Raw genomic sequence first — 23,471 nt, forward strand, 5'->3', positions numbered from 1 at the left:
TCGCGCCCGAAGCGGTGTTGTCGATGCGCCCGTGGGGGGGCGCGCATGTTGAGGCGCTATGAGCACACCACCCGACAACCGCAACGACATCGAGATCCTGGTCGTGGAGGACAGCGCGACCCAGGCCCGCCAGCTTGCCCGGCTGCTCGAGACGGCGGGCTACCGCGTGCGCGTCGCCGCCGACGGGCGCGCCGGCCTCGAGGCGGTCCGACAGACACCGCCCACCTTGGTCGTCACGGACATCGCCATGCCCCGCATGGACGGCTTCGAGATGTGCAAGGCGATCAAACAGGACGAGGCCTTGCGCGACATTCCCGTGATCCTGCTGACGTCCCTGAGCAGCCTGTACGACGTGATCAAGGGCCTGGACTGCGGCGCCGACAATTTCATCCGCAAGCCGTTCGAGGCCGACTACCTGCTGGGACGCATCCGCTTCATCCTCGCCAATCGGGCGCTGCGCTCGAACGAGCGGGTGCAGCTGGGCATGAAGATCAACCTGGGCGGGCAGACGCATTTCATCACGGCGGAGCGCCAGCAGATCTTCGACCTGCTGATCTCGACGTACGAGGAAGCGATCCACATGACTGAGCAGTTGCGCGCCCAGCAGGAGCGCATCGCCCATTCGTACCAGTCGCTGGAAGGCCTGTACCGCGTCGCCGAGGCGATCAACCCCGTGCTGTCGGAGCAGGACGTGGCCGAGCGCGCGCTCGACCGCGTGCTCGACCTGCCGCGCGTGTCGGGCGCGACGATCCACCTGCTCGACCACGACGGCAAGCCATCGTTCGCCGTCGCGCGCGACGCCAGCGGCGCCGTGGTCGCGCCGTGCGACTGCGCCGTTGCGCCGGGAACGGGGCAGCCGGCCGTCGTCGCGCGCGCCACGTGCCGCGGGGAGCCCAGCGTGCGCGTGCCGCTGACGACGGGCGTGCGCAGCCGCGGGATGATGTGCCTGACGCTCGCCGACGGCACCCTGGCCGACGACGACCGCCAAGTGCTCGAGACGGTCGGCAGCCAGATCGCCGTCGCGATCGAGCGCGCGCACCTGTACGGGAACATGGAGCGCCTGGTGGACGAGCGCACCGCGGCGCTGGAGTCGGAACGGGCATTGCTGTCGGCCGTCGTCAACCTGAGCGGCGCGCTCGTGTGCGTGCTCGACGGCGACGGCAACATCCGCCTGTTCAATCCGGCCTGCGAGCAGAGCTCCGGCTGGCGCGCCGACGAAGTGCTGGGCCGGCCGTTCCGCGACCTGTTCCGCCGGGCCGACAGCGCGCCCGTGGAAATCAACGCGTCGCCCGCCGGCGCCGTCCCGGTGCAGCAAAGCGGCGAGTGGGTGGCGCGCGACGGCAGCGTGCGTCAGGTGATCTGGTCGTCGACGATGCTGCGCCGCGCCGACGGCGCCGTGCAATACGTCGTCACGACGGGCATGGACGTGACGGAGCTGCGCCGCGCCGAGGAAAGCCTGCGCTACCTGTCCAACTTCGACCGCGAGACGGGCCTGCCGAACGACGTGCTGCTGCGCGACCGCGTGCGCCAGATGCAGGCTCGGGTCATCGACGGCAAGCCGCTGCTGGGCCTCATGCTGCTGCGCCTGACGCGCCTGCAGGTGATCCGCGCGACCCTGGGCCTGGACGCCGAGCAGGCGTTGCTGCGCCAGGTGGCCGCGCGCCTGGGCGAACTGGGCGAAGCCGACCTCACGGTCGCGCGCACGGGCGAGCGCACGTTCGCGCTCGCGGTGCTGCGCGCGAACGAGGCGGAGCTGGCCGCGCTCGCGCGCCACGTGCTGGAACGGATGGACCAGGTCTTCGTGCATGGCGACGAAGAGGTCCACCTGGACCCCTGCGTCGGCATCGCGCTGTTCCCGAACGACGCCGACGACTACGACGGTCTCACGCAGGACGCCGAAGCCGCGCTGCAGCGCGCGCTGGCCAGCAAGGACGAGCGCTATGCGTTCTACCGGCCGGAACTCAACGACGGCGTGTACGAGCGCTTCCGCTTCGAGAACGCGCTGCGGCGCGCGCTCGAGCGCGACGAGCTGGTCGTGTACTTCCAGCCGCAGGCGAGTCTGTCGACGGGCAGGATCATCGGCTTCGAAGCGCTGCTACGCTGGCAGCATCCGGAGCAGGGCCTGATCCCGCCGGGCCGCTTCATCGCGCTGGCGGAAGAGACGGGGCTGATCCTCGCGATCGGCGAACGCGTGCTGCGGCGCGCGTGCGAGCAGTGCTGCGCGTGGCAGCGCGCGGGCCTGCGCGCCGTGCCGGTGTCGGTGAACCTGTCGGCGCGGCAGTTCTCGGAGCGGGTCGTGGAAACGGTCGGCCGCATCCTTGCCGAGACGGGGCTGGAACCCCGGCTGCTCGAACTGGAGCTGACGGAAAGCGCGTCGATGGAAGACCCGCAAAAGACGGTCGACATCCTGTGCGAGCTGAAGGCAATGGGCGTGCGCCTCGCCATCGACGATTTCGGCACCGGCTATTCGAACCTGAACTACCTGAAGCGCTTCCCCGTCGACCGCCTGAAGCTCGACCAGTCGTTCGTGCGCGACCTCACGTCCGACCCGGACGACCTCGCGATCGCGCGCGCGGTCGTCGCGATGGGGCATGGCCTGCGGCTCGAGGTGATCGCGGAAGGCGTCGAGACGGAAGGGCAGCTGGCGCTGCTGGCGCAGAACGGCTGCGACGAGATCCAGGGTTATCTGTTCGGCCGCCCCGCGCCCGCCGACGAGTGCGCGCGCATGCTGCGCGACGACAAGGCGCTCGATCTCGGCAAGCTCTCTCCGCAGCCGTACCACCGCACCCTGCTGTACGTGGACGACGAGGTCAACCTGCTGACGGCGATCCGCCGGTCGATGCGCCAGAACGGCTACCGCGTGCTCGTGGCCAGCAGCGCGCGCGAGGCGTTCGAGATCCTCGCGACGACCGAGGTCGGCGTCATCGTGTGCGACCAGCGCATGCGCGGCATGAGCGGCACGGAATTCCTCGCGCGCGTGAAGCAGATGTACCCGGCCGCCGTGCGCATGGTGCTGTCCGGGTACACGGACCTGCAGTCGGTGACGGACGCCGTCAATCGGGGTGCGATCTTCAAGTTCCTCACCAAGCCGTGGATCGACGAGGAGCTGGAGGAGGCCGTGCGCGAAGCGTTCGTGGAGTTCGAGGCGAAGCGGGGAACGACCGGGCGTTGATCGCGCCACGCCAGGCAGGGTGTGCTATCGCGCTTTTGGATACCCGCCCGGCCAATTCGTATAGGTGCGCGCGGCGGGGCTGGCTCATACTCCAGCTTTCCCTCTCGACAACCCGCCAACGACCGATCCGTGACCATGACGCTCCTTCCCCGTTCCCTCACCACCATCGCGTTCGGCGTCGCCGTGCTGTGCGGCGCCGCGCATGCAGCCGATATGCCCGCGCGCGAACGCGCGTCGTTCGACGCCGACTGGCGCTTCGCGAAAGGCGATCCCGCCGGCAGCGCCGCCCAACTCGACGACGCGAAACTCTCCGACCCGGCGACCGCCATTCCCGCCGCCCAGCCGGGCTTCGACGACGCCGCGTGGCGCAAGCTCGACCTGCCGCACGACTGGGGCATCGAAGGGCCGTTCAAGCAGGAATATCCGGGCGAGACGGGCAAGCTGCCGTGGTGGGGCGTGGGCTGGTACCGCAAGCACTTCACGCTGCCGGCCGCGGACGCGGGCCGCCGCCTGTACCTGGACATCGACGGCGCCATGTCGCACGCCGCCGTCTGGATCAACGGGCATTACGTCGGAGGCTGGCCGTACGGTTACGCGTCGTGGCGCGTGGACCTGACGCCGTACGCGAAGCCGGGCGGCGACAACGTGGTGGCGATCCGCCTCGACAATCCGCCCCATTCGTCGCGCTGGTATCCGGGCGGCGGCATCTACCGCAACGTCTGGCTCGTCAAGACGGCGCCCGTCCACGTCGCGCAGTACGGCACGTACGTGACGACGCCGCAGGTGTCGAAGGACGCGGCGACCGTGTCCATCCAGACGACCGTGGAAAGCGACGGCCAGGCCGCGCAGGTGCAGGTGGCGACGGAGATCTACGCGCTCGACGCGGCCGGCAAGCGCAGCGGGGCGCCCGTCGCGCACCAGGCGGCGTCGGCATCCGCCAAGGTCGTCGCGGACCGCCAGGCCCAGCTCACGCAGACGCTGACCGTACCGAAGCCTCACCTGTGGAGCATCGCGAGTCCGCAGCGCTACGTCGCGGTGACGACCGTGACGGACAACGGCAAGGTGACGGACGTCGTCGAGACGCCGTTCGGCATCCGCACCGCGACGTTCGACCCGGCACGCGGCTTCCTGCTGAACGGCCAGCGCGTGCCGCTGAACGGCGTGTGCATGCACCACGACCTGGGCGCGCTGGGCACGGCGATCAACGTACGGGCGCTGGAGCGGCAGCTGGAAGTGCTGCGCGAGATGGGCACGAACGCCATCCGCACGAGCCACAACCCGCCGGCGCCCGAGCTGCTGGACCTCGCGGACCGCATGGGCTTCGTCGTGCTGGACGAGGCGTTCGACATGTGGCACGAGGCGAAGACGCCGAACGACTATCACCTGTCGTTCGACGCCTGGCACGAGAAGGACTTGCGCGCGCAGATCCGGCGTGACCGCAACCACCCGAGCGTGATCGCCTGGAGCACGGGCAACGAGATTCCGGAGCAGGGCAGGCCGGAAGGCTGGAAGCTGGCCGCGCACCTCGCGGAAATCGCGCGCGGTGAGGACCGCACGCGTCCCGTCACGTCCGCGTACAACCACACGGAATCGGGCTATAACGGCTTCCAGAACGTCGTCGACCTGTTCGGCTACAACTACAAGCCGGGCGAATACGGCAAGGTGCATGCGTCCGCGCCGTACCTGCCGATTTTCGGCAGCGAGACGGCATCGACGATCAGTTCGCGCGGCGAATACTTCTTCCCCGTCAGCGACGACAAAGCCAAGGGCGCGGCGAACTTCCAGGTCAGCAGCTACGACCTGACGGCGCCGCCGTGGGCCACGTCGCCCGACGTCGAATTCAAGGGCCAGGACGACAATCCGTTCGTCGCGGGCGAATTCGTGTGGACGGGTTTCGACTACCTGGGCGAGCCGACACCGTACAACGACGACGCGACGAACCTGCTGAACTTCACGGACCCCGCGCAGCAGCAGCGCGCCGCGCAGGAACTGGCCACGTTGAAGAAGATCGCGATGCCGTCGCGCAGTTCGTACTTCGGCATCGTCGACCTGGCCGGCTTCAAGAAAGACCGCTTCTACCTGTACCAGGCCCGCTGGCGTCCGGACCTGCCGATGGCGCACCTGCTGCCGCACTGGAACTGGCCGGAGCGCGTGCGCCAGGTGACGCCCGTGCACCTGTACACGTCCGGCGACGAAGCGGAGCTCTTCCTGAACGGGAAGTCGCTGGGCCGCAAGAAGCGCGGCCCGCGCGACTACCGCCTGCGCTGGGACGACGTCGTGTACCAGCCCGGCACGTTGAAGGCCGTCGTCTACAAGCACGGCAAGCGCTGGGCCGAGGACACCGTCGCGACGACGGGCCAGGCCGCGAAGCTCGTCGTGTCGGCCGACCGCACGAAGCTCACGGCCGACGGCCACGACCTCGCGTTCGTGACGGTGGCCATCGCCGACAAGGACGGGCGCCAGGTGCCGCGTTCGCATGACCGCATCGCGTTCAAGCTGTCGGGCCCGGGCGAGATCGTCGCAACGGACAACGGCGACGCGACGAACCTGGAACCGTTCCAGTCGCACGAGCGCAACGCGTACAACGGCCTGGCGCTGGCCATCGTCAAGACCCGCGCCGGCGAGGGCGGCAAGGTGACGTTGACGGCGAGCGCGGACGGCCTCGAAGGCGCCCAGGTCACGCTCGACAGCGTGGCGCACTGAAGGGATCACCGTGCCGGACGCCGTACCATGCGGCGTCCGCGCACGGGTTCGGCTAGACTGTCCCGCCACGGCTTCATCGACAGGGGGACAACCATGCAGGATGATTTCGATGCCTTCATGCGCCAGCGGATCGCGGCGTCCGACGCATTCGTCGGCGGCGACTACGGCCCGCTCGGCGCCATCTCCACGAACCGGCCACCGGCCACCATCTTCGGACCCAAGGGCGATTGCGTGCAGGGCCCCGATGCCGTGAACGCGGCCAATCGCGCCGGCGCCGCGCAATTCGGCCCCGGCGGCGAGAACCGCTTCGAGGTGCTGCACAGCGCCGTCGACGGCGACCTCGCGTACTGGGCCGGCATCCAGCGTTCCGTCGTCAACGTCAAGGGGCAGCCGCATCCGGTCCCCATGGACTTGCGCGTCACGGAGGTGTTCCGGCGCGAGGAGGGCGCCTGGAAACTCGTCCACCGGCATGCGGACAAGCTGGCCGGCGACCACTGACGGGCCCCTCATGCGCGGAGTGTTGTAATCAGGCGATAGCGCCTGTAACACTTGCGTATTAGAGTTTCAATAAAGCACCATCTTTGTCCGTTTCCTCCGGATAATGGAACTCCGCACTTACGTCGAGCCACCGCCATGGAATTTGAAGTTTTCGACTCGTTGACGTCGAGCCCCGCGCCCGCGCAGGCCGACGCGACGTCACCGCTCGTCCGGTTGCAATATCTGATCGATAACACGCCGGCCATCATCTATGCCACGGTGCCCAGCGGCGACTTCAAGATGACGTTCGTGAGCAACAACGCGTACAACGTGCTCGGCTATCGACCGGAAGAGATGGTGGCGGACCCGAACTTCTGGTTCGACCACATCCACCCGGACGATGCGCCCAGCATCTTTTCCAGCCTGGCCCAGCTGTTCGTCGATGGCGAGAAGACGTACGAATACCGGTTCCGCACGGCGAGCGGCGAATTCCTGTGGATGCACGACCGGCTGCGCCTGATCTACGACGACCGCGGCACGCCCGTCGAGGTGATCGGCGCGCTGACGGACATCACGGTGCGCAAGCTGATGGAGCAGGAGCAGCAGCAACTGATCGCGAAGCTGAGCGAGGCGCACGACCAGCTGCTGCAATCGGAAAAGATGGCGTCGATCGGCCAGCTGGCGGCGGGCGTGGCGCACGAGATCAACAATCCGATCGGCTTCGTCAACTCGAACATGGGGACGTTGCGGCACTACGTGGGCACGTTGCTGTCGGTGATCGACCAGTACGGCCAGGCCGTGCAGCAGGCCGCGCCCGGCTCGCCCCTCGCGACGCAGATCGAGGCGATCGGGCGCAAGGCCGATCTCGGCTATTTGAAGGAAGACATCGCCGACCTCGTCACCGAGTCGATGGACGGGCTGAAGCGCGTGAAGGACATCGTGCAGGCGCTGAAGGATTTTTCGCACGTGGGCCTGATGGATTGGCAATATGCGGACGTGCACTCGGGCATCGACACGACGTTGAACATCGTCGCCAACGAGATCAAGTACAAGGCCACCGTCGAGAAGCACTACGGCAAGCTGCCCGAAATCAAATGCCTGGCGTCGCAGCTGAACCAGGTATTCATGAACCTGCTCGTGAACGCCGCGCAAGCGATCCAGAGCAAGGGTGTGATCACGATCGCCACCGGCGCGTCCGAGGGCTGGGTGTGGATCAGGATCAGCGACAACGGCTCCGGCATCGCGCCGGAAAACCTGAAGCGCGTGTTCGAGCCGTTCTTCACGACGAAGCCGGTCGGCAGCGGCACGGGCCTCGGGCTGTCGCTGTCGTACAGCATCGTCAACAAGCACGGTGGTCGCATCGAGGTCGCGTCGAAACCGGGTGTCGGCACCGTCTTCACGATCCGCCTGCCGGTCGTGCCGCCGGGCTCCGCGGCAGGCGCCGGCGTCGCCGCGGACTGATCCGCCTATTCGTCGTGCAGGGTGATCGCCCGCTGTTCGTCGGCCGGCTTGTCCAGCCAGCGGCGGTGCAGCGCCCGTTCGATGGGCTTGCCGCACACGAACAGCACGAACACGAGGACGAGGGCGATGGCCGCGATCTGCCACGACCCCATGCCGCACAGGACGCCGAGGATGGCCGTGATCCAGATCGACGCCGCCGTCGTCAGGCCGCGCACGCGGTCGCTGCCGTTCTCGCGGATGATGACGCCGGAACCGAGGAAGCCGATGCCGGTGACGAGGCCCTGGATGACGCGGCTGATGGCGGCGGTGTCGGCCTGGCGGCCCGTCGCGAGGTCCGCGCCGGCCAGGGTGACGGCGCAGGCGCCCACGCACACGAGGCCAAGCGTGCGGATGCCCGTCGGCTTGCCGTGCAGGTTGCGGTCGAGGCCGATCAAGCCGCCGACGAGCAGGGACGCCGTCAGGCGCACCATGATTTCCAGATAGTCCATGCGAGGTTTCCGATTCGTTCGCGATCCCGTATTGTCCCGCATCCCGGGCGGTCGTGAACGACCGGGGATGCTTGTGCAACGGACAAATACTCTTGAAGTAATCGTAATGTCGGGTCGTCGGGGACCCAAAAATCTGTGTCGTTTGCGCCCGGAATCGCCGTTTCGGCGTTTTTTTTCGAGCACAACGGACTGCGTTGCGCTAATATTGACGTGCAGAAACTTTCTACCCAACGCATATGAAAACTCGTTCCCTGTCCACGCGGCGCGAACGCGGCTTCACGCTGATCGAGATCCTCGTCGTCGTGGCGATCGTCGGCATCCTCAGCGCCATCGCCGTCCCGGCCTACCAGGATTACGTCATCCGCGCGCGTCTGACCGAAGCATTCTCAGCCCTGGGGAGCATACCGACGGCGGCCGAGGACTACTGGAATACCAACAGCCCGCACACGTACGCCGGCTTCGACCGCATGCCGCCGAACAGCGCCAACTTCACGTACGCGCTGTCCGGCGCGAGCGCGTCCGCATACACGGTGACGGCGACCGGCGCGGGCCCCGTGGCGGGCTTCGTCTACACGATCGATCAGAACGGCAACCGCGCCACCACTGCTGCGCCGAGCGGCTGGGGTACGAGCACGTCGTGCTGGATCGACCGCAAGGGTGCGCAGTGCGTGCAATGATGCATCGACGGCAAGCGCGCGGCTTCACGCTGGTCGAAGCCGCGGTCGTCGTCGCGATCATGGGCATCGTGCTCGCCGTCGCGCTGCCGTCGATGTCGAACTGGCTGCTGGGACGCAAGGCGTTCGCGGCGGCCGTGTTCTACCAGGACGGCTTCACGCTCGCACGCAACACCGCGATCGCACACAACAGCCACAGCCGGCTCGTGCTGGCGGAGAACGCGGCGAACGGCAAGATGGACTGGCGCGTCGACATCTGCTTCCCGACGACCGCCATCCCCTGCAACGCCGATACGGGGTCGTGGTCCACGGCTGCCGCCGACGCCGCCGACGACCCCGACCCCGCGCAGGTGTTCCGCTCGATTGGACGCAGCGCCGAGGCAATGCCGGGCGCAGGCGACCTGGCGCTCGGCGTGGTCCCGTCCGGCGCCACCGAAGTCTATTTCACGCCGCTGGGCTGGGTCGACACGAACGTCGGGTCGCGCGTGTCGCGCGTCAGCCTCGCGCCCTCGCTCACGCGCGCGAACGCGTTCGCGCCGCTGGCCGTCGTGCTGACGCTGGCCGGCATCGCCAGCATTTGCGATCCGGCGGCGCCGGCGCACGACGTACGGGGCTGCCCACCATGATCGCACGCCGCCAGCAGGGCATGGCCCTGATCGAGTCGATTGTCGCGGCCGTGCTGTTGGCGGTCGGCCTGCTGGGCGCCATCGGCCTGCAGGCGCGGTCGACGAGCGCGCTCGCCGACGCCGGCATGCGCGCGGAGGCCACCATCGCTGCCGACAAGCTGCTGGGCATGATGGCGGTCGATCTGCCGAATGCAGGCGCCTACGCGCTGGCGGCCGGCGCGACGCCGACCGCGCGGCTGCAGCCCTGGTACGACGAGACGCGCGGGCGCATCCCGAACGCACAGATCGTCGTGGCGGTGACGCCCGCGACGGGCCGCACGCGCGTGGAGATCACGATCGCTTGGACGCGCAAGACCGGCGCGGCGCAGAACGCGCACCGCGTGGTCTCCTACCTGTCGGCGGCGACATGAAGACCTCGTTCCCGACCCGCTCGCGAGGGTTCTCGCTGGTCGAGCTGATGGTCAGCGTCGTCATCGGCCTGCTCGCGCTGCTGTTCGCGGTGCGCATGGTCGGCGGCGCCGAGCAGGCGCGCCGCTCGGCGCTGGGCGGATCCGACGAGATGCAGAATGGTATGGTCGCGCTGTTTTCGCTCAGCAACGACGCCGGCAGCGCGGGCTACGGCCTGAACGATCCGATCATCGCGGGATGCAATACCCAGTTCAACGACACGAAGGGCTACCAGTTGGCACCCGCGACGCGCGGCGCCACGGCCGTGACGCCGCTGGCGCCCGTCGTGATCGAGTCGCACGGCGCCAGCCCTGACAGGGTTTCCTTCTATTCCGGCACCTCGGTCGGCGGCACGCCCACGCTGCGCCTCACGAGCGATGCGGCGGCCGGCGCCACGCAGCTGGACGTCGACCGCATCGCGTACGGCTTCAACCAGGGCGACGTGCTCGTCGTCGCGCCGGAACAGCCGGGTGGCGATTGTCGGCTGGTGCAGCGTTCCGACAGCGATTCGACGGCGACCCGTGTCATGCTGGCCGCGGGCGGCGGCATGCGCTTCAACGGAGGCAATCCCACGGCGTCCTTCAAGGGCTACGCGGCGCGCGTGTTCGACCTCGGCCCGGTCGGAAGCCTGGCGTTCCGTTCATGGTCGGTGGCGGACGGTTATCTGCAGTTGCGGGCGACGGGGCCGGACGACACGTCGGCGCAGCCGTCGACCGTGGCCGAGAACATCGTCTCCATCAAGGCGCAGTACGGATTCGACACCCGCGCGGGCGGTGCGTTCCTTCCTCAGAACGGCTTGCAGGTCAACCGCTGGTCGGCCACGATGATCGACGCCGACGGCTCCGGCATCGTGGGGGACGCCGGGGATTGGCAGCACATCGCGGCGGTGCGCCTGGCGATCGTCGCCCGCAGCAAGGCCTTCGAGCACCCGGCGGCGGGCGCGGCCTGCACGACGACGACGGCGCAGCCGGTCGTGTTCGCGGGCGACGCGCCAACGGGTGTGGCGGGCGTGCCGATCACGTTGAACGTCGCCGTCGCCGGCGATCCGCTCGACTGGCGCTGCTACCGCTACCGCGCGTTCGAGACGGTGGTCACCCTGCGCAACGCCGGCTGGAGACCGAATCCATGACACGGAGCCGATACCACGCGCGCGCAGGCGGCATGGCGCTGCCCGTCATCCTGATCATCCTTGCGGTCATGCTGCTGGGGAGCGTGTACCTGCTCAAGTCCGTGCACTCGACAGCGCTCACGACGGGCAACCTCGCCTACGACACCACGCTGAGCCGCGAGGCGGACCTCGGCCTGCACACGGCGTTCGCCTGGCTGAGCCAGACGGCCCAGACCAACAAGGCGGCGTTGAACCAGGACGACGCCACGAACGGCTACGTGTCGACGTGGGACGCCGCCAGCCAGCCGCGCGACGGCGCGTTCTGGACCGGCAGCCGCACGATCGACGGCGACGACGGCACGCGCATCGAATACGTGATCCACCGCCTGTGCGCGTCCGCCGGCTCGTATAGCGGCGCGAACCGCTGCATGCAGACGGCCGCCAACACGGCCACGGCGGGCAGCACGGTGGCGCTGGGCGACAGTCTGGCGTCGGATGCCCCGTCATATGCCGGCACGCCCCAGCTGCACTATGTGATCACGGCGCGCATCACCGGCGGCCGTGGTGCCAACGTGACCAACCAGATGATCGTCCTGATCGGCGCATGACCCGACCATCATGAAAAAACTCCTCGTTCTACTGGGCCTCGTCGCCCAGATGCTGGCCGGCGCCGCCGGCGCGGCCGTGACCAGTATCGCCCAGCTGCCGCTGCTCAACGTCGACGGCACCGGCAATGTCAAGCCGAACCTGATGCTGCTGTACGATAACTCCGGCTCGATGGCCAGCGCGTTCACGCCGGACTACATCGACGACAGCACGACGTGCCGCTCGCGTGCGCTGATGTCCAGCGGGACGCGCGGCTGCGCGGTCGGTCACCCGCCTTTCAACAGCGCGGACTTCAACCGCCAATACTACAACCCGGCCGTGCGCTACGTGCCGCCCGTGCGCGCGGACGGCACGTCGTACACGTCGATGACGCGCAGCGCCACCACCAACTGGACGGTCGTGACGACCGACGGGTTCGGCGTCAACAAGCGCGACCTGCTGGGTAACAGCGCTTCCAGCACGAACCTCGCGACCGGGTACCCCGACCTGCGCTGGTGCGACACCAACAGCGCCAACTGTGTCTACAACTCGGCCACCTACAGCTACCCGAACGACGTGCGCTACACGGCACAGGTGTACACGACGAATCCGTACTACTACACGATCAACGTCGCCGAATATTGCACCACCGCCGCCCTGACCACATGCGTGACGACTGCGGTGGGCGCGGCCGCGCCGGCCGGTTATCCGTTCCCGGCCAAGGTGCGCTGGTGTGACAGCACGGCGCTGTCGAACTGCCAGGCAAAATACGTGGGCAATTTCAAATACCCGCGCTTCTCGAATCCGAACGGCGGTGTGGTCGCCGCCTACGGGACGATCACGATCGGCACGTCGGCGTCGAGTGGGTCCATCACCATCAACGGCGTGTCGGTCGCGGAACCCGCGGGTGCCGTCGTCATCACCAACAATGCGGTGACGGCCGCGACCGGCACCAACACGATCAGCAAGCAGGCGACGGTGGCCACTGCGATCGCGGCCTCCATCATCGCCAAGACCGGCCTCACGAACCAGTACCTGGCTTGCGTGCGCACGCCGGCGTCCGGCTACAGCGTGCCGGCCTGTTCGACCTACGGCATCACGCTCGGCACCGACAACGTCGTCGCCGTGATCCCGATCGACTGCGCGAGCGGCGTGAGCGGCAAGTCCATCGGCGTCTGCTCGGTGCTGACGGACAGCAGCCGCTCCGGTTGGGCCATCACCGTCGACGCGCCGGCGGCGGTGGTGCAGGCCGCGCAGCCGGCCACCGCGCTGATCACGGTGTCGGGGACGGCGAGCAACAGCAAGACCACGACCAGCCGCACCGTGCTGTCGGCCGGCACGAAGCTGGGCGGCAAGACGCTGATTTCCTTCGACCGCACCTTCGGCAAGGGCGCCAGCAACACGTCCGTCGCCTCCACCATTGCCGGCGACATCGGCGTGCAGGGCACCGTGACCGCCTACCTCGGCGGCAATGCTGTCACGCCGGCTTGCGCGGCGAAAGGCGCGGACACGATCTGCGTTGCCGACAGTGGCGCCGCCGCGGGCGGCGCCGCGATCACGATGGGCACGCTCACCAACAACGGCGGCAACATCAGCTTCGCGCTGACCCCGGCATCGGCACCGGTGGCGGCCATCTACGACACGATCCCCGTGACGACGACCCCGCTGGGCAGCGGTGCCGCCGTGTTCGTGCGCACCGACATCGTTCCGAGCGTGACCAGCTACCCGAAGGCGGCGGGCCGTACGGATTGCGCGGGCAGCACCTGCACGTACGACGAGGAGATGACGAACTTCGCCAACTGGTATGCCTACTACAAGACGCGCAACCAGATGATGAAGTCGGCCGTCGGCCTCGCGTTCCAGCCGCTCACGTCGAACTACAACGTCGGCATCGTCTCGCTGTCCACGGCGGCGGCGGAAGGCGCGATGACGCCACCACAGCAGTTCACGGGCGCCGCGCGCACGAGCTGGTATGCCACACTGTATGCGATGGACGGCAGCAATTCGACGCCGCTGCGCCAGGCCCTGTACGCGATCGGGAAGATGTACGCCAACCAGTCGCCGTACGTGGCCGCGGCCGGCTCGGAAGTGGTGCAGTACCCCTGCCAGCAGAATTTCACGTTCATCACGACGGACGGCTACTGGAACGGCGGCGCAGCGTCGACCGTCGTCAACAACGACAACGTCGAGAGCACGGCACGCTTCTGCACGCGGGGCAGCGGCTGCTACGACCCCAGCGCGCAGACCTACAACTCGCTGGCCGACGTCGCGCTGTACTGGTACAACGGCGGCTCGAACGCGACCACGTCGTCGCTGCGCACGTCGATCGAGGACTGGACCAAGCCGGGCCTCGTGCCCGCGCAGACCGGCGAGAACACGCGCCTGCACATGAACACCTACGCGCTCGGCCTGGGCGTGGACGGTGTCATGAACTACGAGGAAAAATACGACACGGCCCCGCTGCCGTCCGGCGACTTCTACAAGCTGGTCACGGGCGCGACGACGGGTTGCCCGTGGAACGGCAACGGTGCCTATGTGTGGCCGGATCCGAAGACGGGCGACTCCAGCGGTTCGGCAGCGTACCAGTCGCGCGTGGACGACTTGTGGCACGCCGCCATCAACGGCCACGGGCACTATTTCAGCGCGTCCGACCCGACACAGGTGGTGCAGGGGCTCAGTTCGGCGCTGTCGTCGATCCAGGTGCGTATCGGCGCCGCGTCGGCGGCCGCGACGTCGACCCCGAACATCTCCCAGCAGGACAACGACATCTTCTCGTCGACGTTCACGACGGTCCGGTGGTACGGCGAACTGGCCGACCGCAAGATCGACCCCGTCACGGGGACCGTGTCGACCACGGCCGCGTGGACGACGTCCGACACCGTCGGCCGCCTCGTCGGCGACAGCAGCGATACCCGTACGATCTGGATGGCCGACGTGGCGAACGGGGGGCTCAAATCGTTCACGTACGGGAACCTGAGCGCGACCGAAAAGGCCTGGTTCGACAACAAGTGCGCGGCGCTCGCACAGTGCGCCAGCCTGTCGACCACGGACCGTGCGACCGTCAACGCCGGCGCCACCATCGTCAACTGGCTGCGCGGCCAGCAGCAGTATGCCGACGGCACGATCCTGCGCGCCTACACGCGTACCGACCACAACCCGCCCGGCCTCGCGACGACGATCCCGATCGTGCTGGGCGACATCGCCTCGTCGAAGCCGGCTTACCTGCGCGATCCGCGCAAGGGCTATTCGATCGCCGGCTACGCCGACTACAAGGCAACGAATGCCACGCGCCGCCCGACCGTGTTCGTGGCGGCCAACGACGGCATGCTGCACGCGTTCGACGCGGCCGCCGGAACCGAACTGTGGGCCTACGCGCCCCGTATCACGATGAAGAAGCTGTACCTGCAGGCCAGCACCACGTACGGCACCAATCACCAGTTCACGACCGACGGCGCGCCCGAGGTGGCCGACGTCAAGATCGGCGGCGCATGGCGCGCCGTCCTCGTGGCCGGCCTGAACGCGGGCGGGCGCGGCTATTATGCGCTGGACGTCACGGACCCCGCGAATCCGCGGGCGTTGTGGGAACTTTGCGCGGACTCGACGGTGTGCAGCGGCACGAACTACGATGCCGACATCGGCCTCACCTTCGGCAACCCGCAGTTCGGCACGTGGAAAGACAGTGGCGGCGCGGAGCACTGGGTCGTGTTCCTCACGTCGGGCTACAACAACGTGCCGGGCACCGACGGCGTGAGCGGCGGCAGTGGCGCCGGCTACCTGTACGTCGTCGACGTGGCCACGGGCCAGGTGCTGAACAAGGCCGCGACGGGCGACGGCGACGCGACGACCCCGTCGGGCTTCACCCGCATCACGGCGGTCACGGCGAATCCGCTGACGGACCCGCTGGTGACCTATGTGTACGGCGGCGACAACCAGGGCAAGATGTACCGCTTCGATTACACGGCGGGTGGCGCACCCGTGGTCGTGCAGATGGCCGACGCCGGCGCGGCCCAGCCGGTGACGACGCGCCCCGAGATCACGCTGTGCCAGGTCAACGGCACGGATGCGCAGGGCAACGCGACGACGGGTTCGCGCACGATGGTCGTCTACGGCACGGGCCGTCTGCTGGACCTGTCCGATATCGCGAACACCGATACGCAGAGCGTCTACGTGTTGAAGGACACTGGCACGGGCATCCCGGCCGTCGACTGGCGCACGGCCACGAAGATGGCACGGATGCGATTGACGAAAAGCTCGGCCGGCGGCACCGACACCTATGCGATCGGCGGCTCGACGGTGAACTGGGGCACGCAGTCCGGCTGGTACATGGACCTCGACCAGAACCGCGGCGAGCGCGTCAACCTGGACCCGAAAGTCGTCTCCGGCACCCTGAACGTGGTGGCGAACCTCCCGACATCGTCGTCGGCGTGTTCCGTCGGCGGTACGAGCAACCTGTACCAGCTCGATGTCTGCACGGCGCAGCCGCTGCTCGTCGGTGCGAGCAACAATCCCATCGTAGGGCGGACCCTGTCGAACACCTCGGCCGCGGTCGGGTTCATCATCGTGCGCCTACCGAACGGTGCGCTGAAACTCATCGCGACGACGGCGGACGGCAAGAACACGCCGTTCGACCTGCCGGCCGCCGCCGCGCAGGCGGCGCGCAAGGCTGGCTGGCGCCGCGTGCGCGACTGATCGATCAGGGCGGACCGGCCGGCAGGTCCGGCGCCGGTCCGATCGCAGCAAGCGTCTGCGTGACGCTTGCGCCCGGCTCGTCCACGCGCAGGCGCACCGGCAGCCAGCCCCGGTCCGGTGCAAGCCAGACGTCGAGGCGGGCCACGCCGGGCGCTGCCAGTTCCGCGAGATGCCAGGTCGCGACCGCGCCCACGCCGGTCGCGACTGTTTCCTGTCCCAGTACCCGGAAGCGCGCGATGCGCCGGTCGCGTGCGCCGGCCACGACGATGTCGACCGTATCGCGTAACTGATCGGGCTCAGCCAGGCCGATGCCGGCCAGTTGCAGCAGCACCGACGCGCGGTCCTGGATGCCGACGTTGTCGGGGCCATCGGTTCCCGTCGCCCGAAACAGTACCCGATGGCCGTCGGCGTCGAATTCCGTGACGAGCTGGCCGGCATCCGTGTCCTCGCTTGCGCGGCGCGGCACGATGCCGGCGTCGCCGCTCGCGCCCTCGCTGTGCAGACGACCGAGGGCGCCATCCAGCTCCAGCACATAGCGGTCGCCGTCGGTGCGCCAGGACAGCCGCGCCGTTCCGGCAGGGACCGGCGCGCCGTCGGCCGGCTGGCGCACGACGTCATAGGTGAGCTGGGCGGGGGCGGGCAGGCGGACCCGGTATCGGCCCGGCATCTGCATCAGTGGCGGACCGGCTTCCGCTGCCGGTTCGGCCACGGCCGGTGCCGCAACGGCCGGTTCGGCCACGGACGGAACCGGCGTCGCGGCGCGCGCGCGCGGCGCTGTCGACGCTGGACGACGCGTGGCGGCGGGCACGGGCCGCGGACGGGGCGGTGGCGTGGCAGGCGGCGTGGCAGGCGGCGTGGCGACGGGCGCGGCTTCCGGTACCGTCGGGCTGCCTGGCACGAGTCGAATGCTCAGGTCGCTGGCGACGTGCGCCGGCACGGGACCAAACGGCCCGGCGCGGCGAGCGGCGAGCAGTTCCAGCACGGCGAGATGCGCCACGGCGGAACACGCACACAGGACCAGCAGACGCCGGTGCCGGGTCAGGACGGCTAGCTTCATCCCGCTAGTTTAGCGCACGCGACGGCAGGGGCGGATCGCGTCAGCCCGTCTTTTCGACGGCCTTGACCATGCATTTCGACAGCTTGTCGAAATGGGCCAGCGCCGCCTGCGTGAGCGTGACCTGCTTGCGCCGCGTGTCCTCGGTGTCGGTCAGCATGATCCAGCCCTTTTCGCGCATCGACGTCAGGCGGCTGTGGACGGTCGCGGGCGCGCCGAGTTCCTTCTTGGCCATCATGTCGCGCACGCACAGCCGTTCTCCGTCCTGCATGGCGCGGGCGACGGTGCCGAGGATGCGCTCTTCGAGCGGATCGAGCGAGGGTAATGACGGCAAGCCGCGCAACGCCTCCGCGAGTTGCAGGAAGCGCAGATAGATGTCGGCTGGCCGGGTAGATTTGCTCATGCACGGATTATAATGCGAGAGCCTAGCGAACTCCATCCATCATTAACGAAACTAATGCCGACACCCTATCCACCACGCGACGACATCGGGCAGGGTGCGGCCGAGCGGGCCGGCCTCGCATGCGCCGGCATCGTCGGCGCCGCGCTGTTCTACCTGACCCTCGCGCGCCTGCAGGACTGGGCCTTTCCCCACGTTGAATTCGTGCGCGGCGTGGGCTGGATCTACCTGCCGGCCGGCGCCCGGCTGCTGTGCCCGTTGCTGCTGGGCCTGCCCGGCGCGATCGGCGTGCTCGTGGGGTCGTGGTGCGAGTGCTTCTTCCATTTGTATCCCGACGATCCCGTGCGCTCGCTCGCCGGCGGCCTCAGCTCGGCCCTCGCGCCTTACCTCGTGTACCTGTTCGCGCTGCGCGTGCTGGGCATGCAGGCGTCGCTCACGAACCTCACGTCGCGCCGGCTGCTGCTGCTCGTGCCGCTGTTCGGCGTCGCCAGCCCCCTGATGCACCACCTGTGGTTCTGGCTCCATGGCGACCCCGTCGACCTGGCCCAGGGCTTCGTCGTGATGGCCGTCGGCGACATGGTCGGTGCGCTCATCGTCCTGTACCTGCTGAAGGGCATGCTCGCACTGGTGCCCGCGCGCCGTCGTTGACGCGCGGCTTCACGCCGGCGCCAGGCACACGAGCTTGATCTCCAACTGCGCCGCGACGAGCAAGGTCGTCTGCACGAACCCGAGTTCCCCGCGCACGGGATGCCTGAACCGGCGCTCGCCGCCTTCGCGGTGCAATACGTCCTGCCGCTCCCAGCACCGGGCGAACAAATCGCTGTCGCGGCGCAGCCCGTCGACGAGCGCCTGCATGACCGCGTCGGCCGGGCGCCGGTGGAAGTCGGCCCGGAATTCCGCCGCGAGCCGCCGCGCCCGCGCTTCCCACCCGACGATGAGGTCGCGCGCAGCCGGGTGCAGGAAGACGTAGCGCAGCAGGTTGCGGTCGCTCGTGTCGTCGTCGAGCCATCCCGTGAACAGCGCGGCCGCCGCGCCGTTCCACGCGCGCGCCGTCCACGCGTGGTCGAGCAGGTACGCGGGCGCGCCCACGAGCGCCGGCAGCGCGAGCAGGGCGGGCGCCAGGCCGTCCGTGTGGTCCGCGGCGCGCGGGTCCTTGCGGCCCGCGAGGTCGAACAGCGATGCGCGCTCGGCCGCCGAGAGCTGCAGCGCCTCCGCGAGGCGCCCCAGCGCCGCCGCGGAGGCCTGCACGTCGCGGCCCTGTTCCAGCCACGTGATCCAGGTGACACCCAGCCCGGCGGCATCGGCCAATTCCTCGCGGCGCAGGCCCGGCGTGCGGCGCCGGCCGCCGGGCCGCGCGGGTGTCAAGCGGGCGCGGTGCGCGCGGATGAAGGCGCCGAGCAATTCGCGCCGGTGTGCATCGTGCATGGTGCTCCTTATACCAGGATAACTAGGCTCCTTGTAACAGGAAATAGCCTGCCCGACAATGGGTTTCCTTTCCACGACCGGAGCCGCCATGGATACCGCCACCCCCGCAACGCACGACACGACCGTCCTCGAACAATACGATTCCCGGGCGCAGGCCTACCTCGCCAGCGCCGTCCACGCCGCCGGCGCCGACCTGGAGCGGATGGCCGCGCTGGTCGGCCAGCGCCCCGACGCCGTCGCCCTCGACCTGGGGTGCGGCGGCGGCCATGTGGCGTTCCGCCTCGCGAGCCTCGTCGGTACGGTGGTCGCGTACGACCTGTCGGCGCCGATGCTGGACACGGTCGCCGCGGAAGCGCAGCGGCGCGGCCTCGACAACATCGTCACGAAACAGGGCGCGGCCGAGACATTGCCATGTCCATCCGCCGCGTTCGACGTCGTCGCCACGCGCTACAGTGCCCACCACTGGGGCGCGTTCGCGGACGGGCTCGCGCAGATGCGGCGGGTGCTCAAGCCGGACGGCCTCGCGCTGTTCATGGACGTCGTGTCGCCCGGCGTGCCGTTGCTGGATACGTGGCTGCAGTCCTTGGAACTCCTGCGCGATCCGTCGCACGTGCGCAATGCGTCGGTGGCCGAGTGGCGGGCCACGCTGGCGTCCGTCGGCTTCGCCGTGGAGGACGTCGTCACGTACCGGCTGCGGCTCGAATTCGCGCCGTGGATCGAGCGCATGCGCACGCCCGACGTCCACGTGGCCGCGATCCGCGCGCTGCAGCGGCGCGCGCCCGCGGAGGTGCGCGGGCATTTCGCGCTGGCGGACGACGGCAGCTTCACGGTCGACACGGCGCTGATCGTCGCCAGGCCCTGCTGAACGGGGTCAGCCCGTGAGGCGGTCGATGCGCAGCCGCTGGCGGTCGTCGGAGAGCGCGCGCACGGCCAGCAGCGCGGCGCCCACCGAGGACAGCCCGCTGGCGCCGGCCAGCAGGAACATCAGCAGGATCTGGTATTTGACGGCATCCATCGGGTCCATGCCGGCCAGCAGCTGGCCCGTCATGATGCCGGGCAGCGTGATGATGCCGGCCGCCGACATCTGGTTCGCGACAGGGATCATGCCGCGCCGTGTCGCGCTGCGCACCAGCGGCCCGAGCGCAGTGCGCAGCGGCGTGCCGAGCGCCAGGCGCGCCTCGATGCGCGTGCGCTCGCGCTGGACGCCGTCGAGGATCCCGTCCAGCGCGAGGCTGGCGGCATTCAGCACACTCCCGAGCACGATGCCCATCAGCGGGATCGCGTAGCGCGGCTCGTACCACGGCGTCGGCCGCACGGCGGTCGCCAGCGCCAGCAGCACCGTCGCGAAGCCGGCGCACGACACGACGGCGGCGCTGATCCGGTAATTCATGTGGTGCGCAAGACGCTGGCGCGGGCGCGTGGCCACTTCGCGCGCGGCCGCGGCGATCATGAACAGGACGACGGCCAACGTGGCCGGCGCGGAGGCCGTCGCGAACACGTGGCGCAGCACGAGGCCCACGATCGTCAGCTGCGCGACCATGCGCACGGCGGCGACGAGGATCTGACGGTGCAGGCCGAGGCGCAATGCGAGCGACAGCGCGGCGTCCAGCACGATAAGGAGGGCGGCCGCGAGCAAGTCCCACGTGCCGAGATGGACGGCGTTCATGGCGCCTCCCCGCACGTGGTGAGCCGGCCGTTCTGGAGGCGGAAGACGCGCCGCGCGAGGCGGCGCGCCTGCTCGGCGGCGTGCGTGACGACCAGCATCGCCATGCCTTGTGCGAGCCGGTCGCGCAGCAGCGCTTCCACGCGCGCGACGGCGTCCGGGTCGAGGGCCGCCGTCGGCTCGTCCAGCAATAGCACCCTGGGCCCGCGCGCCAGCGAGCGGACGAGGGCGAGGCGCTGGCGCTCGCCGGTCGACAGGCGCTCGATCGGCACGTCCAACAGCGTGGGCGCGAGGCCCAGTGCGCCCAGCGCTTCGTCCACGAAGGCGCCGTCGGCGGGCGCGAAATGGGCGCGCGCCGTGGGCTCCCACCATGCCGGCTCGGCGGCCTGGTAGACGACCAGCGCGCGCCAGTCGGGTGCCGGCATCGACGTGGCGGCGCGGCCGTCCAGCAGCGCGTCGCCGTCGTGCGGGTCGAGGTCGGCCAGCATGCGCAGCAGGACGCTCTTGCCCGCGCCGGACGGGCCCTGGATCGCGATGCATTCGCCCGCGTGCACGTCGAACGTGAACGGTCCGCCGAACGGCGAGCGCAGGCCGCGTACGGCGAGGCGCACGGGCGCCAGGTCGCTCACGAGCGGGCGGCCGCGCGGATCAGGTCGAACGGCGAGGCGTCGGCAACGAACGAGCGCGAATTCAGGATGCTCATGTCGAACTGGCCGAAGCCGCCCAGGCCCTGGCGGTCGTGCCAGTGGCGCAGCGGGGCATCGTCGGCGCCGAATTGCGCTTCCGCCTCCAGCTGCCGCACGCGCGCAGTGAGTGTCGCGACGGTATTGCGCAGCGCGGCCAGTTCGCGGTCGCGTTCGCGCAGCGCCTGCTCGTGGTCGAGCCGGAGCTGGCGCAGGCGCTCGTCCGTGTCCGCGTGCAGCCGGTCGGCCAGCTCGTCGACGAGGGCCTGCAGCGCGCGGCCCGTGTCTTCGCGGCGGGTCCCGGCGTCGCCGTCCTCGTTGCGCAGCTCCTTGACGTATTTGTGGATGGTCGACTTGGAACCGATGTCGCCCAGCGCGTGGCGCAGCGCGTCCACGGACGGATGGCGGCCTTCCGCCAGCAGGCGGTCGCGCGCTTCCCTGACCTGAGATTTCGTGAGTCCGCTGCGTGCCATGCGTTGCTCCGTGGTTGTCTGCGCCGATCAGGAACTGGCCTGATTCACCAATCCCAGGCAGCGTGCGCGATGCAGCTTCGGATGCACGACCGGGACGGTCAGCATTGTACTGCCGACGGCCATCAACAGGAGCGCCGTGAACGTCTCGTTCGTGATGATCTGCTTGTCGAGGAGGATGTTGGCGAAGATGATCTCGATGAGGCCCTTCGTCTGCAGCAGCCAGCCGATGATCGACGCTTCGCCGTCCTTCCATTTCAGGATGCGGCCCGCCACGTGCGCGCCCAAGAGCTTCCCGGCGACGGAGGCGAATAGCAGGAGCCCCGCCGCGAAGAAGACGGCGTAGCCGCCCAGGTCCCATTTCGTGCGCAAGCCTGTGCTGAGGAAGAATACGGGCATCAACGCCAGCAGCACGTTGTGGAAGAGGGTATCGAGGTGTTCCTGCTCGAACCAGTCGGCGTCCATCACGACACCCGCGAGGAACGCGCCGACCATGAAGTGCAGGCCGGCCCAGTCGGCGCCGAACGAGCAGGCGATCAGCCAGATCAGCGCCGCGTACCAACGGTCGCTCCACCCCAGCCGTGCCATCAGGCGGCGGAACACGAACGTCAGCACGGCGAACGCGGCGAGGAAGCCCAGCTGGCGGCCGATGCGCTCCCAATCCAGCAGGATGAGGGCGAGGACGCCCCAGATCGCAACGTCGTCCAGGCTGCCGTAGCGCAGGATGCGCTGGCCCATCGGCAGGCGCAGGATGTCGAGCTTTTGCATCAGCAGCACGAGGATCGGCAGCGCCGTCACGGCGCAGGCCATGCCCGTGCCCAGCGTGAACTGCCACGCGGCCGCCTTCGCGCCCATCCAGCCCGGGTACGCCATCAGCAGGGCGGCGGCCGCGCAGCCGAACAGCAGCGGCGTGCCCAGCGCAAGGCCGGCCGTCGTCGCGCTCTCGCGGCGGTAGGTCCAGGCTTTCTTCAGGTCGAGTTCGATACCGGCCAGCATCACGAACAGCATGACGCCCCACTGCGCGATGCCGTTGAGCGTCTTGACGACGTCGGGATTGAATACGAACCGGTGGTAGTCGGGGAAGGCGGCACCCAGCACGCCGGGGCCCAGCACGACGCCCATGATGATCTGGACGATGACGAGGGGGGCGAAATATTCCGTGCGACCCAGCCGCCAGACGAGATAGGGCACGACGAAGATGATCAGCAGCGCGAGCAGGAAAATTTCCGTGGTACTCATGGTCTCCTCGGTATGTAATTATGTAATGATGGAATCGCCATCCTAGCGGGAAATTGAACACATGAAAAGGATTTCATACCTGGCAGAACAACGAGGTCGTGTCGTTT

20 protein-coding genes are annotated in these 23,471 nt (G+C 68.9%); 12 read left to right on the forward strand and 8 right to left on the reverse strand.

The window, feature by feature from the left end:
• Positions 1 to 58: 58 nt before the first annotated feature.
• The 4 genes from NX784_RS04000 to NX784_RS04015 all read left to right on the forward strand — a co-directional run bounded on the left by NX784_RS04000 (position 59) and on the right by NX784_RS04015 (position 7,813).
• The gene (locus NX784_RS04000) at positions 59 to 3,172 is read left to right on the forward strand and encodes an EAL domain-containing protein (protein WP_258815399.1); all 3,114 of its coding nucleotides are present in this window, start codon (positions 59 to 61) and stop codon (positions 3,170 to 3,172) included.
• Between the two features lie 135 nt (positions 3,173 to 3,307).
• Positions 3,308 to 5,875 (forward strand): beta-galactosidase GalB, encoded by a 2,568-nt coding sequence (gene galB, locus NX784_RS04005; RefSeq protein WP_258815400.1) that lies wholly within the window; start codon positions 3,308 to 3,310, stop codon positions 5,873 to 5,875.
• Positions 5,876 to 5,968: 93 nt separating this feature from the next.
• Positions 5,969 to 6,373, forward strand: a complete 405-nt coding sequence (locus NX784_RS04010; protein ID WP_258815401.1) for a YybH family protein — start codon at positions 5,969 to 5,971, stop codon at positions 6,371 to 6,373.
• Positions 6,374 to 6,508: 135 nt separating this feature from the next.
• On the forward strand, positions 6,509 to 7,813 hold the full coding sequence (locus NX784_RS04015; RefSeq protein ID WP_258815402.1) for an ATP-binding protein: 1,305 nt from the start codon (positions 6,509 to 6,511) through the stop codon (positions 7,811 to 7,813).
• Positions 7,814 to 7,818: 5 nt separating this feature from the next.
• Here NX784_RS04015 and NX784_RS04020 read toward each other — a convergent pair whose 3' ends face one another.
• The gene (locus tag NX784_RS04020; RefSeq protein WP_258815403.1) at positions 7,819 to 8,301 is read right to left on the reverse strand and encodes an MgtC/SapB family protein; all 483 of its coding nucleotides are present in this window, start codon (positions 8,299 to 8,301) and stop codon (positions 7,819 to 7,821) included.
• 236 nt (positions 8,302 to 8,537) lie between these two features.
• On the opposite strand from NX784_RS04020, the gene NX784_RS04025 reads away from it, so the two are divergent.
• The 6 genes from NX784_RS04025 to NX784_RS04050 are packed head-to-tail and all read left to right on the forward strand — an operon-like array spanning position 8,538 to position 16,430.
• Positions 8,538 to 8,978 carry a type IV pilin protein gene (locus NX784_RS04025; protein ID WP_258815404.1) on the forward strand — a complete coding sequence of 147 codons (441 nt, stop codon included), beginning with the start codon at positions 8,538 to 8,540 and terminating at the stop codon, positions 8,976 to 8,978.
• Positions 8,975 to 9,601: a pilus assembly FimT family protein gene (locus NX784_RS04030; protein ID WP_258815405.1), complete on the forward strand. Its 627-nt coding sequence runs from the start codon at positions 8,975 to 8,977 to the stop codon at positions 9,599 to 9,601. Before NX784_RS04025 ends, NX784_RS04030 begins: the two co-directional genes overlap by 4 nt.
• The gene (locus NX784_RS04035) at positions 9,598 to 10,011 is read left to right on the forward strand and encodes a prepilin-type N-terminal cleavage/methylation domain-containing protein (RefSeq protein ID WP_258815406.1); all 414 of its coding nucleotides are present in this window, start codon (positions 9,598 to 9,600) and stop codon (positions 10,009 to 10,011) included. The genes NX784_RS04030 and NX784_RS04035 overlap by 4 nt, the downstream gene beginning before the upstream one ends.
• Positions 10,008 to 11,177 (forward strand): PilW family protein, encoded by a 1,170-nt coding sequence (locus NX784_RS04040; protein WP_258815407.1) that lies wholly within the window; start codon positions 10,008 to 10,010, stop codon positions 11,175 to 11,177. The genes NX784_RS04035 and NX784_RS04040 overlap by 4 nt, the downstream gene beginning before the upstream one ends.
• Positions 11,174 to 11,764: a pilus assembly PilX family protein gene (locus NX784_RS04045; protein WP_258815408.1), complete on the forward strand. Its 591-nt coding sequence runs from the start codon at positions 11,174 to 11,176 to the stop codon at positions 11,762 to 11,764. The genes NX784_RS04040 and NX784_RS04045 overlap by 4 nt, the downstream gene beginning before the upstream one ends.
• A gap of 10 nt (positions 11,765 to 11,774) precedes the next feature.
• Complete coding sequence (locus NX784_RS04050) at positions 11,775 to 16,430, forward strand: pilus assembly protein (RefSeq protein ID WP_258815409.1); 4,656 nt, start codon at positions 11,775 to 11,777, stop codon at positions 16,428 to 16,430.
• A 4-nt stretch (positions 16,431 to 16,434) separates the two neighbouring features.
• Here the strand turns inward: NX784_RS04050 and NX784_RS04055 are convergent, their stop codons facing one another.
• Together NX784_RS04055 and NX784_RS04060 are read right to left on the reverse strand one after the other, a co-directional pair.
• The gene (locus NX784_RS04055) at positions 16,435 to 17,487 is read right to left on the reverse strand and encodes a DUF3108 domain-containing protein (protein ID WP_258815410.1); all 1,053 of its coding nucleotides are present in this window, start codon (positions 17,485 to 17,487) and stop codon (positions 16,435 to 16,437) included.
• 40 nt (positions 17,488 to 17,527) lie between these two features.
• Positions 17,528 to 17,887 carry a MarR family transcriptional regulator gene (locus tag NX784_RS04060; protein WP_075791842.1) on the reverse strand — a complete coding sequence of 120 codons (360 nt, stop codon included), beginning with the start codon at positions 17,885 to 17,887 and terminating at the stop codon, positions 17,528 to 17,530.
• A gap of 54 nt (positions 17,888 to 17,941) precedes the next feature.
• Between NX784_RS04060 and NX784_RS04065 the strand changes: the two genes are divergently transcribed.
• On the forward strand, positions 17,942 to 18,532 hold the full coding sequence (locus NX784_RS04065; RefSeq protein WP_258815411.1) for a hypothetical protein: 591 nt from the start codon (positions 17,942 to 17,944) through the stop codon (positions 18,530 to 18,532).
• Between the two features lie 9 nt (positions 18,533 to 18,541).
• Here the strand turns inward: NX784_RS04065 and NX784_RS04070 are convergent, their stop codons facing one another.
• A complete protein-coding gene (locus tag NX784_RS04070) occupies positions 18,542 to 19,309 on the reverse strand; it encodes a helix-turn-helix transcriptional regulator (RefSeq protein WP_258815412.1) in 768 nt (255 codons plus the stop codon).
• A gap of 88 nt (positions 19,310 to 19,397) precedes the next feature.
• Between NX784_RS04070 and NX784_RS04075 the strand changes: the two genes are divergently transcribed.
• Entirely contained in the window at positions 19,398 to 20,174 is a 777-nt protein-coding gene (locus NX784_RS04075) for a class I SAM-dependent methyltransferase (protein WP_258815413.1), read from the forward strand.
• A 6-nt stretch (positions 20,175 to 20,180) separates the two neighbouring features.
• Here NX784_RS04075 and NX784_RS04080 read toward each other — a convergent pair whose 3' ends face one another.
• Genes NX784_RS04080 through NX784_RS04095 form a run of 4 tightly spaced genes read right to left on the reverse strand, consistent with a single transcriptional unit; the run spans position 20,181 to position 23,364 of the window.
• On the reverse strand, positions 20,181 to 20,975 hold the full coding sequence (locus tag NX784_RS04080; RefSeq protein WP_258815414.1) for an ABC transporter permease: 795 nt from the start codon (positions 20,973 to 20,975) through the stop codon (positions 20,181 to 20,183).
• On the reverse strand, positions 20,972 to 21,601 hold the full coding sequence (locus NX784_RS04085) for an ABC transporter ATP-binding protein (RefSeq protein WP_258815415.1): 630 nt from the start codon (positions 21,599 to 21,601) through the stop codon (positions 20,972 to 20,974). The genes NX784_RS04080 and NX784_RS04085 overlap by 4 nt, the downstream gene beginning before the upstream one ends.
• Positions 21,598 to 22,128 (reverse strand): DNA-binding protein, encoded by a 531-nt coding sequence (locus tag NX784_RS04090; protein ID WP_258815416.1) that lies wholly within the window; start codon positions 22,126 to 22,128, stop codon positions 21,598 to 21,600. The genes NX784_RS04085 and NX784_RS04090 overlap by 4 nt, the downstream gene beginning before the upstream one ends.
• A 27-nt stretch (positions 22,129 to 22,155) precedes the next feature.
• The gene (locus tag NX784_RS04095) at positions 22,156 to 23,364 is read right to left on the reverse strand and encodes a cation:proton antiporter (protein ID WP_258815417.1); all 1,209 of its coding nucleotides are present in this window, start codon (positions 23,362 to 23,364) and stop codon (positions 22,156 to 22,158) included.
• Positions 23,365 to 23,471: the final 107 nt, after the last annotated feature.

It is taken from the genome of Massilia pinisoli, from assembly GCF_024753285.1.
Taxonomy (GTDB): Bacteria; Pseudomonadota; Gammaproteobacteria; order Burkholderiales; family Burkholderiaceae_D; genus Telluria; species Telluria pinisoli.

Bases quoted from the DNA above. Each gene is read 5' to 3' on its own strand.
- NX784_RS04025 (WP_258815404.1), top strand. From the start codon at position 8,538: ATGAAAACTCGTTCCCTGTCCACGCGGCGCGAACGCGGCTTCACGCTG.
- NX784_RS04095 (WP_258815417.1), bottom strand. From the start codon at position 23,364: ATGAGTACCACGGAAATTTTCCTGCTCGCGCTGCTGATCATCTTCGTC.
- NX784_RS04080 (WP_258815414.1), bottom strand. From the start codon at position 20,975: ATGAACGCCGTCCATCTCGGCACGTGGGACTTGCTCGCGGCCGCCCTC.
- NX784_RS04070 (WP_258815412.1), bottom strand. From the start codon at position 19,309: ATGCACGATGCACACCGGCGCGAATTGCTCGGCGCCTTCATCCGCGCG.
- NX784_RS04065 (WP_258815411.1), top strand. From the start codon at position 17,942: ATGCCGACACCCTATCCACCACGCGACGACATCGGGCAGGGTGCGGCC.
- NX784_RS04055 (WP_258815410.1), bottom strand. From the start codon at position 17,487: ATGAAGCTAGCCGTCCTGACCCGGCACCGGCGTCTGCTGGTCCTGTGT.
- NX784_RS04000 (WP_258815399.1), top strand. From the start codon at position 59: ATGAGCACACCACCCGACAACCGCAACGACATCGAGATCCTGGTCGTG.
- galB (WP_258815400.1), top strand. From the start codon at position 3,308: ATGACGCTCCTTCCCCGTTCCCTCACCACCATCGCGTTCGGCGTCGCC.
- NX784_RS04020 (WP_258815403.1), bottom strand. From the start codon at position 8,301: ATGGACTATCTGGAAATCATGGTGCGCCTGACGGCGTCCCTGCTCGTC.
- NX784_RS04010 (WP_258815401.1), top strand. From the start codon at position 5,969: ATGCAGGATGATTTCGATGCCTTCATGCGCCAGCGGATCGCGGCGTCC.
- NX784_RS04045 (WP_258815408.1), top strand. From the start codon at position 11,174: ATGACACGGAGCCGATACCACGCGCGCGCAGGCGGCATGGCGCTGCCC.
- NX784_RS04040 (WP_258815407.1), top strand. From the start codon at position 10,008: ATGAAGACCTCGTTCCCGACCCGCTCGCGAGGGTTCTCGCTGGTCGAG.
- NX784_RS04015 (WP_258815402.1), top strand. From the start codon at position 6,509: ATGGAATTTGAAGTTTTCGACTCGTTGACGTCGAGCCCCGCGCCCGCG.
- NX784_RS04075 (WP_258815413.1), top strand. From the start codon at position 19,398: ATGGATACCGCCACCCCCGCAACGCACGACACGACCGTCCTCGAACAA.
- NX784_RS04030 (WP_258815405.1), top strand. From the start codon at position 8,975: ATGATGCATCGACGGCAAGCGCGCGGCTTCACGCTGGTCGAAGCCGCG.
- NX784_RS04035 (WP_258815406.1), top strand. From the start codon at position 9,598: ATGATCGCACGCCGCCAGCAGGGCATGGCCCTGATCGAGTCGATTGTC.
- NX784_RS04090 (WP_258815416.1), bottom strand. From the start codon at position 22,128: ATGGCACGCAGCGGACTCACGAAATCTCAGGTCAGGGAAGCGCGCGAC.
- NX784_RS04050 (WP_258815409.1), top strand. From the start codon at position 11,775: ATGAAAAAACTCCTCGTTCTACTGGGCCTCGTCGCCCAGATGCTGGCC.
- NX784_RS04060 (WP_075791842.1), bottom strand. From the start codon at position 17,887: ATGAGCAAATCTACCCGGCCAGCCGACATCTATCTGCGCTTCCTGCAA.